At 56.1% G+C, this 12239-nt stretch carries 14 protein-coding genes; 9 read left to right on the top strand and 5 right to left on the bottom strand.

The window, feature by feature from the left end; translation table 11 throughout:
- Positions 1–388: 388 nt before the first annotated feature.
- A complete protein-coding gene (locus AC3G2T_RS21095) occupies positions 389–595 on the bottom strand; it encodes a YwbE family protein (protein ID WP_488436779.1) in 207 nt (68 codons plus the stop codon).
- 125 nt (positions 596–720) lie between these two features.
- Positions 721–909, bottom strand: coding sequence for a hypothetical protein (locus AC3G2T_RS21090; protein ID WP_488436778.1), 189 nt, complete (start codon positions 907–909; stop codon positions 721–723).
- Between the two features lie 27 nt (positions 910–936).
- On the opposite strand from AC3G2T_RS21090, the gene AC3G2T_RS21085 reads away from it, so the two are divergent.
- From AC3G2T_RS21085 to AC3G2T_RS21050, 8 genes are read left to right on the top strand one after another with little or no spacing between them, the layout of a single operon-like run.
- The gene (locus AC3G2T_RS21085) at positions 937–1848 is read left to right on the top strand and encodes an AraC family transcriptional regulator (RefSeq protein WP_474681097.1); all 912 of its coding nucleotides are present in this window, start codon (positions 937–939) and stop codon (positions 1846–1848) included.
- 16 nt (positions 1849–1864) lie between these two features.
- Positions 1865–2854 carry a Gfo/Idh/MocA family protein gene (locus tag AC3G2T_RS21080; protein ID WP_488436777.1) on the top strand — a complete coding sequence of 330 codons (990 nt, stop codon included), beginning with the start codon at positions 1865–1867 and terminating at the stop codon, positions 2852–2854.
- A gap of 31 nt (positions 2855–2885) precedes the next feature.
- A complete protein-coding gene (locus tag AC3G2T_RS21075) occupies positions 2886–3686 on the top strand; it encodes a sugar phosphate isomerase/epimerase family protein (protein WP_488436776.1) in 801 nt (266 codons plus the stop codon).
- 56 nt (positions 3687–3742) lie between these two features.
- Complete coding sequence (locus tag AC3G2T_RS21070; RefSeq protein WP_488436775.1) at positions 3743–5191, top strand: sulfatase family protein; 1449 nt, start codon at positions 3743–3745, stop codon at positions 5189–5191.
- 6 nt (positions 5192–5197) lie between these two features.
- On the top strand, positions 5198–6235 hold the full coding sequence (locus AC3G2T_RS21065) for a Gfo/Idh/MocA family protein (RefSeq protein WP_488436774.1): 1038 nt from the start codon (positions 5198–5200) through the stop codon (positions 6233–6235).
- Positions 6232–6777, top strand: coding sequence for an adenylyl-sulfate kinase (cysC, locus tag AC3G2T_RS21060; RefSeq protein WP_488436773.1), 546 nt, complete (start codon positions 6232–6234; stop codon positions 6775–6777). The genes AC3G2T_RS21065 and cysC overlap by 4 nt, the downstream gene beginning before the upstream one ends.
- Positions 6774–8165, top strand: a complete 1392-nt coding sequence (locus tag AC3G2T_RS21055; RefSeq protein ID WP_488436772.1) for a sulfatase family protein — start codon at positions 6774–6776, stop codon at positions 8163–8165. Before cysC ends, AC3G2T_RS21055 begins: the two co-directional genes overlap by 4 nt.
- Before the next feature lie 5 nt (positions 8166–8170).
- The gene (locus AC3G2T_RS21050; protein WP_474681090.1) at positions 8171–8341 is read left to right on the top strand and encodes a hypothetical protein; all 171 of its coding nucleotides are present in this window, start codon (positions 8171–8173) and stop codon (positions 8339–8341) included.
- A gap of 224 nt (positions 8342–8565) precedes the next feature.
- On the opposite strand, the gene AC3G2T_RS21045 is transcribed toward AC3G2T_RS21050, so the two are convergent.
- Entirely contained in the window at positions 8566–9369 is an 804-nt protein-coding gene (locus AC3G2T_RS21045; RefSeq protein WP_474681089.1) for a polysaccharide deacetylase family protein, read from the bottom strand.
- A gap of 164 nt (positions 9370–9533) precedes the next feature.
- Positions 9534–10382, bottom strand: coding sequence for a YheC/YheD family protein (locus tag AC3G2T_RS21040; RefSeq protein ID WP_488436771.1), 849 nt, complete (start codon positions 10380–10382; stop codon positions 9534–9536).
- A gap of 198 nt (positions 10383–10580) precedes the next feature.
- Here AC3G2T_RS21040 and AC3G2T_RS21035 point away from each other — a divergent pair, with 198 nt between their 5' ends.
- Positions 10581–11132 carry a hypothetical protein gene (locus AC3G2T_RS21035; RefSeq protein WP_474681087.1) on the top strand — a complete coding sequence of 184 codons (552 nt, stop codon included), beginning with the start codon at positions 10581–10583 and terminating at the stop codon, positions 11130–11132.
- 59 nt (positions 11133–11191) lie between these two features.
- Here the strand turns inward: AC3G2T_RS21035 and AC3G2T_RS21030 are convergent, their stop codons facing one another.
- Positions 11192–12106, bottom strand: coding sequence for an FAD:protein FMN transferase (locus AC3G2T_RS21030; protein ID WP_488436770.1), 915 nt, complete (start codon positions 12104–12106; stop codon positions 11192–11194).
- Between the last annotated feature and the right edge of the window lie 133 nt (positions 12107–12239).

Below are 12239 nucleotides of genomic sequence, written 5' to 3'. Positions count from 1 at the left end.
AATGTGCAGTTTTATCTGCTAAATGTGGGGCTCAGGCCCGGGTATAGTCGAAAATTCCTGCACAATCGCAGGCTTTTTCGCCGAACGGGGTGCTGCTCTGGAAAAAGCCTGTACTTTTGCAGGTTTACGCGCCGCCAAGTAGCTTCACAAAGCCGCCGGCGCCACCGAGCCGGTGAAAACCGACGTTGCGCAGCAGGCGCAAACGGCCCGCTTTCATCGTCCCCTCACAGCAGAGCCTGTCGATGTGAGTTTCCGCGGTCACGCGTGTGGGAATCATCGCTCCGGGAACGTAAACGGCCGGCTTCGGCGGCGTAGAAAAGACCCCGCAGCAGGGTCCGTCGATGTGAGCCTCCCGGGGGCAGGTTTTTGTAGTCGGTGTCCCGCAGCTTTATTCGGCTGTGATGATGGCTTTGACCCGGCCGACGGCTCCGCTTTGCAGCCTAACTTTAACCCCGTGCGGGTGATAGGGCGAGTTGGCCAAAATATCTTTTACGACACCGCGGGTCAATTGTCCTGTGGTCTGGTCTTTTTTCAAAACGATATCTACAAGCAGTCCGGGCCGTAAGGCCGACCGCTGTTGTCCGCCAGTGCTCATGCTTGCGCGCGCTCCTTTCTATGCTTGCCGGATGCCCTCTATCATATAGCAAGTGCAAGCTCAATGCAAAACACTTTAAATCCGGAGTTTTGTTGGAATTTTGTTGGAGTCTTGGCGGCGTTTTATTAATGCTTGTTGACATAGGACGAGCTGCGATGAGTTATAATTTTCATGAAGCAAGCATCCCGGTTCTTTTTGGCGCAATCCCCATGCAAGTTGGCGCGAATCGCAATGAAAGCGGCGGCGCCATTCGATAAGATGATTATCAAGGAGGCCATCGTAATGATAAAAGCGTTGACGTTGTTTACGGACATGGCATGTTCGTCCGGATCGGGGGAGCTATGGTCAAACAACTGAAGACAGCGCAGTACATTTGCGACACCCAAATTCCTTTTAACATCGCCAGATACTACCATGATGAGCACAATATGCCGGTCGATCATTCGCATGATTTTATTGAGCTTGTTTTTCTGGTAAGCGGCAGCGCCCGGCACTTGTTCGAGGGCGAGAGCTATCCGATCCGGTCGGGAGACGTTTTTATTATTAATCCCGGGGAGGTTCACGCTTACCGGACGGAGCCGGGGGAAAGAATCGAAATTATCAACTGCCTGTTTACGCCCGGGCTTATTCACGAGTCTCTGCTGCGCGAGCTGGGCGTTTCGCAGTCGATGGATTATTTTTACGTGCATCCTTTTCTGGATGTTAGAGAGCGCTTTCATCATCGCTTGAATTTGAGCGGAGGGAAGGCGGGGCAGGTGTTGAGTTTGCTGGAAGCGATGATGGCGGAATGGGAGCCGCACCGGCCTGGATACTCGACTGTCATCAAGCTGCAGCTGCTTCAACTGCTCATTTTGCTTTCGCGCTTTTATGCAGAGAGCGTGACGGCTTGCAAGAAGCCGGCCCGCGAGGGCGAGCATACGCTTTTGGTCAGGCGGATCACAGGCTTTTTGGAGCGGCATTTTGACAAGAAACTGGCGGTTCCCGATTTATGCGGTCTTTTCCATATCAGCAACCGGCAGCTGAACCGGATTTTCAAGCAGGAAAGCGGGCAAACCGTAACGGAATGCATCCATCAAATCCGCATCGAGCGGGCAAAGCAGTATTTGGTTGAAGGCAACGATAAGGTGATTCAAATTGCGCATAAGGTGGGCTATGAAGACCCTGCCTTTTTCACGCAGCTGTTCCGGCGCATCGTCGGCTGCTCGCCCGGGCAATACCGGGATGCACATGGGGAGGTTCAGGATTTTATATGACACGGAGGGATGCGGATTGGTTTTAAAAGTCGGGGTTGTCGGTGTAGGCAATATCGGATCGATTCATGCCGGCGTGTACAAGGAGCACCCGAAAACGGAGCTTGCGGCGGTATGCGACATTGTCAAAGAGAAGGCTGATGCGGCGGGAGCCAAATTCGGCTGCAGAGCTTTTTACAGTGTCCGGGAGATGCTGGAAAGCGGGATTGAGCTGGACGCTTGCAGTATGGCGACCAAAGGGGAGGAAAATGGGGGCGAGCATTACGGGCCGACGATGGAGCTTTTGCATGCGGGGATTCCGGTGCTTGGCGAAAAGCCGATTTCCAACCGCATCGACGAGGGAGAGCGCATGGTGGCGCTGGCGAAGGACAACCAACTGCCCTACGGCGTTAACCTCAATCACCGCTTCACCCCCGCCGCTCTGAAGGCCAAAGGGTGGATCGAGGAGGGGCGGCTCGGGAAACTGTATATGATCAATATGAAAATGTGGATCAACAATCCGGTGGAGACGTCGCCGTGGTTCCATTTGCGGGCGCTGCATCCTCATTCTTTTGACGTCATCCGGTATTTTTGCGGGGATGTCCGCAGAGTCGGGGCGTTCATGATGAAAGGGGAGGGTCGAACCATTTGGTCCAATGCCCAGATCATCATGGAATTTGAAAATGGCGCTATCGGCCATCTCGTGGGCAGCTATGACGCCGGGGCGAGCTACGGCCTGGAGTGCGCGGAAGTAGTCGGGTCCAAAGGACGATTTGTGCTGGAAGACGCTTGCGAGCGCTTGACTTATTTCCCGAGAAATAGCATCGAAACGGAATCGTACCGTTATTTGGGAGGGATGCGCGCTTTTCCGGAAACGTTCAAAAGCCGCATAAGCGACTGGATCGAGCAGCTTGACGCGAAAACCGCATACGACCAAATCCACGGCTCCGGCGAGGATGCGCTCAAAGCGCAGTATATCATTGAAGCGGCCATTCGTTCTTTTGAAACGTCGCGTATTGTTGAACTTTGAGCCAGGACTTCTCGAAGGGAGAGAAAAGCCAATGATACAACTCGGTATTAATTCGGTATTGTTCAAAGAGTTCGATTTCGCAACCGCGGCCAAACATATCCGGCTGTGCGGCTATGACGGCGTCGAAGTGTCGGCGATTAAAGACATGTGCGAGCACCTGGAGCTGGACCACTGGCGGGAGCAGGCTCCCGATATCCGGCGTATTGCGGAGGAGCACGGGCTCAAGCTGCTTTCGATGGAAGTGGCGGCGCTGGATGAGTCCAGGCTGGCGCTTGCTTTCGAGGCGGCGCAGGAGCTAGGCATTCCGATCGTCAATGTCGGGCCGGGCGGCAAATCGGGCGTGGAAGACGATCTCGCGGCTTCCATCGACAAACTGGCGCGGCTGTCGGAGCTGGCCGGCCGGCACGGCGTCACGCTCTGCGTGAAAGCGCACGTCGGTCAAGCCATCTACAACACGCCGACGACGCTTGCAGCGATGGCTCAGATCGAGGCGCGATCGTTCGGCATCGATATGGACCCGAGCCATATTTTTCGGGCGAGCGAGAACCCGGAAGAGGCGCTCTCGCAAGTGATCGGACGCGTCCGGCACGTTCATATCCGCGACTGCAAAGGCCGTCAGGCCGGTCCCGGACCGATCGAGGCGCAAGCTTGCGGGCGAGGAGATATCCGCCTGGCCGAATACTGCAAAGTGCTGGCGGAGAACGGTTACAGCGGTCCCGTTTGCCTGGAAGTCATTGGCGCCGGCGGCCACTCGCTTGCACAGGTTTCCATCGTAGCGGCGGAAAGCTGCGGGTATTTGAACGGTGTGCTGAAGTCGCTGGGAGTACGGTAAAGAGCACGGTAAAGCAGCGGGTTCAATCCTATTTTGCGAAAAAAGGAGCTTGCGAGATGACGCGAAAAAAAACGAATCTTATTTTGCTCGGCATCGACAGCTTGCGCAGAGATCATATAAGCGGGTACGGCTACCATCGGCTGACGACGCCGCACCTGGACCGCTTCAGCGAAGGGGGCGTGCTGTTCGAGCAGCATATTTCACCGAGCATTCCGACGACTCCGGGATACGCTTCGATGCTGACCGGCATGGACTGCTTCGGCACCGATGTCGTTGCGCTCCGTCACGAAGGCCCGCTGGGCTCCCATGTGGCGACGCTGGCCGAAGTGCTGGGAGCGGAAGGCTACCAGACGACCTGCATCGGGTTTACGGGCAATCCTTCCTCCCGGGGATTTCAGACGTATTTGGATTACGAAGCGTGGGGCATGGACGAAACCGGCAGATGTCCGAAAGCGGAAAATTTGAACAAAACGGCGATCCCCGAACTTAGGCGCCTGGCTGCCGCCGACAAGCCGTTTTTCCTGTTTTTGCGGCATATGGACCCGCATTCGCCGTATTTGCCGCCGAAGCCGTTTGAGCGGATGTTTTATGGCGGCGACGAGAAGGACCCGGACAATCGTTCGCTGGAAAAAATATACCAATTCAAGCCGTTCGCAGACTATTTCGCTTCGTGGTTTCCCGAAGGCTGCACGGATAGCACCTATATCGACGATCAATATGACGGCGCCGTCGCTTACATGGATGCTTCCATTCAGTCGCTGTTTGCGGCTTTGGCGGCGCTGGGGCTGGAAGAGGAAACGCTGGTCATCGTCACCTCCGATCACGGGGAAACTTTGAACGAGCACGATTGCTATTACGACCATCACGGCTTGTACGAAACGAATTTGCGCATTCCGCTGATGCTGCGCCTTCCGGGCACGCTGCCGGCGGGCCTGAGAGTGCGCAGCCAAACGCAGATCAAGGACGTGATGCCGACCGTCCTGGAACTGCTCGGCGTGGAAAGCGGCATCGCCTTCGACGGGCGCAGCCTGCTGCCGCTCGTGCGGGGCGAAGCGTGGGAGCCGGAAAGCGAGGCGTACATCACCGAATGCACCTGGATGCGCAAGCACGGCTGGCGCACGCCGGAGTGGAAGCTGATCGTGGCTTTGGAGCCGGATCTGCATTTCAAGCCCGCCGTGGAGCTTTACAATTTGATCCGCGACCCGGAAGAGCTGCGCAATGTCGCCGACGAGGAGCCGCAAATCGCAGCTCTGCTGCAAGCGCGAATGATGTCCTATATCGAGCGGAGGGAAAAGCAGATCGGCCGCATGAACCCGATGGACACGAATCTCAACTGGCATGGAGGAAAAGGCGGGCCTTTCGTTTCCTCCCGGCAGGCGTACGAATCCATGCATATCGGCTCGTCGACGGTGGCCAAAAGGCTGCAGGCCAAAGCTGCGCACGCCGAACCGGAGCAGGAGCAGGCGCCGAACGATGCGGAAAAGCCGCATTCCGACAGGAGGTAGCTCAAGATGCTGAAAGCTGCTGTCGTCGGCGTCAATCACATCGGGCGTATTCACTGCCGGTGTTACAAGGAGCATCCGGATGTGGAGCTTGCCGCCGTCTGCGACTTGAATGAATCCCTGGCTGACGAGGCAGCGCGCCGGTTTGGGACGAAAGCTTACCGCGACGTGGTTGCGATGCTGGAGGCGGAGGAGCTGGACATCGTCAGCGTCGCCACCGGCGGCATGGAGAACGGTTCGCATCATTACGGGCCGGTGATGGCGGCCATTGCGGCGGGCAAAGACGTCCTGGTCGAAAAGCCGATCTCCAACCGCCTGGAAGAAGCGCGCGAAATGGTTCGCTTTGCCCGGGAGAAGGGCGTGCGCTTCGGCTGCAACCTGAACCACCGCTTCACGCCCATGGCGCTCAAAGCGAAAGAATGGGTCGACCGCGGAGAGCTCGGCCGGCTCCTTTTCATCAATATGAAGCTGACGATCGGCAACCCGAACGAAACGAGCCCGTGGGTTCAGATGAGAGCGCTTCATCCGCATTCTTTCGACGTCATTCGGTATTTTGCCGGAGATGTCAAAAGGGTGCAAGCGTTCATGACCAAAGCTCCCGGCCGTTCGGTGTGGTCTACCGCTTCCGTCAATCTTGAATTCGCATCCGGCGCCGTCGGCCATCTGACGGGCAGCTTCGACATGTCCAACAAGCATCCGATCGAAGCGTGCGAGGCGGCCGGGCACCGCGGCCGGTTCGTTCTCGATAACGTCTACGAATCGCTAACTTGCTACACGCACGGACAGGAGGAGCTGCGGGTGTTCCGCAACCCGGTTCTCGGAGGCTTCCAAGGCTTCGACGATACGTTTCGGATGCGGATCGGCACGTTCGTCAGGCAGGTCAAGGAGCGGGTTCCCGCCGAACGGATCGACGCATCCGGCGCCGACGCGCTGGTCGTGCAGGAGCTCATCGAAGCCGCGATCCGCTCTCAGCTTGCCGGCGGCGCGGTCGTGGACATAGCGGGCGCAGGCATGCCTCATTTGACGGAGGAAGGAGGAGGGATATGAGTCAACAGGACGGGTTGGTGCTGTGGTTCACAGGGCTTTCGGGAGCAGGCAAAACGACGACGGCCCGCTGCTTGCTGGACCGGCTGCGCGAACAGGGAACGAGAGCCGAACTGCTGGACGGTGACGAGCTCAGGGCGGTCATTTCCAAAGGGCTCGGCTTCAGCCGGGAAGACCGCATGGAACATATACGCCGCATCGTCTACATCAGCAGGCTGCTGTCCCGCAACGGGGTGACTGTGCTCGTATCGGCCATCACCCCTTACCGGGAGATGAGGGATTTTGCGCGGAAGGAGCTTCCGGGTTATGTGGAAATTTTTGTGGACTGCCCGCTGGAGGAGTGCGAAAGGCGCGACGTAAAAGGGCTTTATGCCCAAGCGCGCGGCGCCGGGCTCAGCCGGTTTACCGGCATCGGAGACCCGTATGAAATTCCGGAGCGGCCGGATATCGTGATCCGCACGCATTTGGAGGATCTGGAAAGCAATGCGGCATTGATCCTCGATTACGTGGCATCCCGACCTGGCGGCAGGAGGGATGCCGGATGAACATCGTCTTCGTCTCGCTGGATACGCTGCGCGCTTCCCGTCTCGGCTGCTACGGGTATGAAAAGCCGACTTCGCCTTACCTCGACGCCATCGCCTCGCAGGGCGTTTTGTTCGAACGGGCGTATGCGGCGGATATTCCGACCGAAGCGGCCCATACGGGGATTTTCACGGGAAAAGTCGGGCTCCGCACCGGCATCGTATCGCACGGCTCCGCCTTGACCGGGCTGGCCAAAAGCGAGTCGTGGCTGCCGGCTTTGCTGCGGGACGCGGGGTTTACGACGGCTGCCGTCGACAACTTGTACCAGCTTAAGGAATGGTTCGCGCGCGGCTACCGGTACTACATCAATTCCGCCGGAGCGAAGCGGCATATCGACGGAAAAACGGTCAATGCGCTCGCGCTGCCCTGGATTCGCGAGCATAAGGAGGAGAACTTTTTTCTGTTTCTCCATTACTGGGATACGCATACCCCTTATGTGCCTCCGGCCGAATATGTGTCCCGGTTTTACGAGGCCGGACGCGATCCGTTCGACCCTGCGAACCGCAGCATGGAAGCGGCGTATAATCATGCGGCCTATCCGTTTTTCAAGCACCACCACTACGATATGCTGGGGCCGGTGACGGACGCCGCTTATCTCAACGCCCTGTATGACGCGGAAGTGCGGTACTTGGACGACCGCCTGAAAGAGCTGGATGAAGCACTCGCTGCTGAAGGACTCCGCGAGCGGACTTTGCTTGTTCTGTTCGGCGACCATGGGGAAAGCTTGACTGAACATGACATTTATTGGGATCATTGCGGGCTGTACGAGACGACCGTTCATGTTCCCGTGATCATGAGGTGGCCGGGGGTGATCCCGCAGGGCAGGCGGGTGAGCGGGCTCGTGCAGCAGACCGATCTGTTTCCGACGGTGCTGGAAGCCGCGGGCGTGGCATGTCCCGGCACGCCGGACGGCAAAAGCTTGTGGCCGAGCATCCGCGGGGAGCAGGACGGCACGCACGACACCGTCTACTTGAGCGAGTGCGCCTGGCAGGCCGCCCGCGGAGCCGTAACCCGCGACTACAAGCTGATTTGCACGGTGGATTCGGGGCCGTTCACGCGTCCGCGGAGGGAACTGTACGATCTCCGTGCTGACCCGAATGAAACCGATAACGCCGAGCGCCGGCTGCCGGAAGTAGCGGACCGTCTGGAGCGGCAGTTGGCCGATTGGGTGCAGGCCACGCTCGCGGAAAAAGCCGATCCGATGGAGCGGCAGCTTACGGCCGGACTGCCTTTTCGCAACCGGATACATGAAATTTTACTGCAGTACGGGCTGACTTGGGAGTCATGGATGGCCGACCCGCGCCGCTCGCGTTTCGACCGGGCGGCAGAAGCCCGCCGGAGAGGAGGATGATGGGTATGGCCGCACGAAATGGCGCGCAGAAAACCTGCAAAAGTACAGTTTTTACTCGGTCGATGCGCTGGCTGAGGCATATTCCTGCAAATGTGCAGGCTTTTTGCCGCGAACACGGGCTCTGGTTCATTTTTATCGAAAATTCCTGCACAATTGCAGGCTTTTCGCCAAAATGAACCATTTTTACGAAAAAAACCTGCACTTTCGCAGGTTTTCTCCATGCTAAGCCGCCTTGCCCCCTACTTCAGCTCCGCAAACCGAGCAGGAGAGGCGAGTGTTGGGGAAGAGTGGGTATGCCCCTCTGGCTCCTCTAACCCGTCATTTTTTCAACAAGCTGACTTTCGCAGGTTTTCTGCGCGCGGGCCCGTCGCAGCGGCGCAGGAGTCCATCGGCCGGACTCCTAGTTGGCTTTCAGTGAAGTTAGCAGCTCGGGCACCGTGACGAAGGAGTAGCCGTTGCTTTTCAAATACGCGATGATTTGCGGCAAAGCTTCGACCGTGTTGTTGAGGTTTCCTTTTTTGCCGCCGGAGCTGTGCTGCAAAATGATGGCTCCGGGAGACGCTTGTTTTTTGACTGCGGCCATGATTTGCTGAACGCTTTTGCCGTCCCAGTCCATGGTATCTACGGACCATCCGATCAGCCGATGGCCGCTCGACGCGGCATCCGATTTCACCTGTTCATTGACCGCTCCGTAAGGCGCGCGAAAAAGGGAAGGGGACTGCCCGGTTATTTGTTTAATCATCTCGTCCGTTTTTTCAATTTCATTATGTATGCTTTCTGATGGCAGCTTGGCCAGATCCTGATGATCCCAAGTATGGTTGCCGATGATGTGACCTTCTTCCGCGATGCGTTTGACCGTATCAGGGTACCTTTCTGCATGCTCGCCGACCAGGAAAAACGTAGCCTTGATTTGATTCTTTTTCAGAATATCGAGAATTTTAGGCGTATATTTGTGGTCCGGGCCATCGTCGAATGTAAGAGCAATTTGCTTGCGCGCATCCAAAGGAACATGGTTAATGACACGGTCATCCACCGTTTCCTTGGAAACGGGCTCCGCGATAGATTGCGGGACGGATGCCTTCTCGTGGTCGGGGGGAGCAGTCGCAGCTGCAGCCGTATCAACTTTTGCAGTTTGCGGGGTGCCGCCGCACCCGGAAATTGTAGCAGCCAATAACAAAATCGCCAGTTTGTTGTAGTGTTTCACGGTTTCGCACTTCTTTCAGTTTACTTTTTTGGGGAGGATGAGGGGAACTGCCTATTATGAAAAATATTCATTCACGCAGCGATTTATATCCTGGCCATGCTTCTATTATAGCAATCTTAAATTGCGATGGAAATTGACAATTATTAATATTTTCCGACAAAATATCAGGGCGCTCCGGAGGCGCCCTTTTTGGTGGGAATTCGCTTCGCACGCCTGCCGGACGACTTGTGCGCCGATCGGGGGGTGCGTGTTTTTTTTGGCAAAAATCTGCCGTGAAGCCGGGTGAGCCGCATCACTCTGCGGAACACTTTGGAATTGCGGAGCTTGAGGAATATGAACGGATCGGGTCTCGAATTCACTTCGAAAATCCACGGAAAACAGTTGCGGTCGAGCCCCACGTCCACGCCGATTTCCTTCAATCGGGGAAAGGCGGTTTGCATATGTGCAGCAACCTTCAGCCCCAGATCGGAAAGCTCTTTTTGGAGCGTTTTGCTTTCGTTCGCATTCAAGTGGGGCTTGAGCAAAACAGGAAGCGGCAAAGGAGTGCCGCCGTTATGATAATTGGTCACAATTCGCCGCGGATGGGCGACACGCCCGATCGTCCCGGTGTGCTCCCATTTGTTCTGCTCATTTTTTTGCACCATGATGCGGATATCGAACGGGCGATTGTTGTAGCGGAGCATGCGGATGCCTTTTTGCACCAAATAAGTGCGCCTGCCGAATTTTCCTTGCATCGATTTGACGAAAGCGTCGAACTTGCCGAACCGGTAGGTCCGCGTATTGTGCGTGTAGACGTAGTTGGTCAATTTCCCGTTTTTCACCATTTCAGCCTTCATAATTCCGAATCCTCCGGTGCCGAGACTAGGTTTGACATACACCATCCCGTATGTTTTCAGCATCGAATCCAGCGCTTCTTTAGACGCTTTTCTCGTCTCGGGGACAAAGCGAGCCAACTCCTTGCTGCGGTTCAATAGCCGGGTTTTGCCCCATTTGTTGTTGTCATACCGTACCATATGATCCCTCCGCCGGAACCGCCCGCTGTCTGCGGCCGCCCCTTGACTCCTGTCTGAAACAGTGTTGTTATATCGTATGGCGTTCGGCCGGTTTGTTTCAGGCGGGGAGCAAGAATGGGCGAGGGAATTTTTTCATTTATTTTTCAGAAAACTAAAGTATAGTTGAGCTGATAGACAAACATAATAGGAGGGAAATTTTTGGAGCAAATTGGAAGAAAATCGGCATCCGCTTCGAATTGGATACCTGCTCATGAGCGGAAATGGGTATATGCGGCGCTCGTTGTGTCCGTCGTATTAGTATGTTGGGAAATGTGGAACTTGCTGCATCTGTCCCCGGCGGTCGTGCAAAGCAAACGATTCGAACATACGTTTAAAAATTACGGTTCCGATGCGAGGCTGGCGTTATTTGTCGTGCTGGCGAACTACGTTCTCCTCCTGATCGTCAAACAGCGCGTTTTTGACAGCTTTCGCAGCGTGAAAAAAGGGCTTGCCGCGCTTTTGCGGTTCGTCCGTACATGGCATGTCCCTGCTGCAATTATAGCTATCGGCTTCATCGTTCTTCATGCAGTCGCCGTGTTTATGCACGGTTTTGCCTTTGATTTCAACAACATCAGCGGCTTGCTTGCGCTGTTGGTTCTGCTGCCGGTGCCGGTGTCCGGGCTGTTCAGATACAAGAGATTGGACCGGAAATGGCATTTGCGGCTGGGTCTGGCGTTCGCCGTGTTGTTTTTGATCCATGCTTTTCTGTAGCCGACCGCCGCGCTTGCCCTACACGTCCAAAGCCGGCTTGCCCGGCAAGCAGGCCGTTTTTATCCCATGACGAACCCGGGGGTCATCTTGAGCGCCATGGAGGGGAGTATGAACAGCCCTTCCAGGCCGCCCGATTGCAGCAGCCCGAGACCGGGATCAGGCCCCAAAATAAAGGCGGCTGTAGAAAAAGCGTCGGCGAGCATGGCGTAAGGTGCAATGACCGTACAGCTCAGTACGTCTGTCCGGCTTCGTCCGGTTTGCGGAACAATCAGGTGATGTTCGCCGGGCAGTTGCGGATTTTTTCTTTCATAGCCCCCGGATGTACAAACGGCCGTATCGAAAAGCCGCAGCAATCCGATATTCTCGTCATGCCGAAGCGGGTGCCGGATGCCTACTTGCCAAGGCTCGTCCCTGGCATTCAATCCCCCGACGTACAAATCTCCGCCGGCCTCGACGAGAAAGCCTTCGAACGGCTGAAGCTCCTTGACGGCCAGATCGATGGCGAACCCTTTTGCCAGTGCTCCCAAATCCAGAAGGAGCGGTTTTTTCAATAAAAGAGTACGATTTTTTTCGTCGAGCTGCACATCCCGAAAGGAAACGGACGCATGTTCTTCTAACTCATCCGTTACGGGCTGTCCGGTCAGGTAGTGATGCTTGAAGCCGAGCGCAGTCATACGGCTGCCGACCGCCGGATCGAAGCTTCCGTTCGTCAAGGAAGCGACCGTCAGTGCAAACCGGACCAGCTCAAACAACATATCGCTGACCCGGACCGGACTGCCGGGCTGCTTGAACAGCTGCCGGACTTCGCTATCGTCCGAAAACCGGCTGCACACGCTCTCGACGAGATGAAACGATTGCAGGACGCGTTCGATTTTGCGCAGTGCCTCTTCCTCGGGCTGCGATGTAATCACTTCGATGTGCACCGTCGTTCCCATCGAAAGAGCCTTTCTGGCCACTGTTTTTCTATCCGCCATGGCGATGTCCCCCTTGAAATGGTTTGATTTTTTTATCTTACGTTAAAATAATGAAATCAAACTGAAATTACCGGAACAGGCTCGCCGCGCCGGGAGACAGCGCATCCTTCCGCAACACATGTCTCTCCTGTAT

Source organism: Paenibacillus sp. sgz302191 (assembly GCF_057749925.1).
Note: the sequence above shows the minus strand (reverse complement) of the source record. Positions and strands in the feature narration are given on the sequence as shown.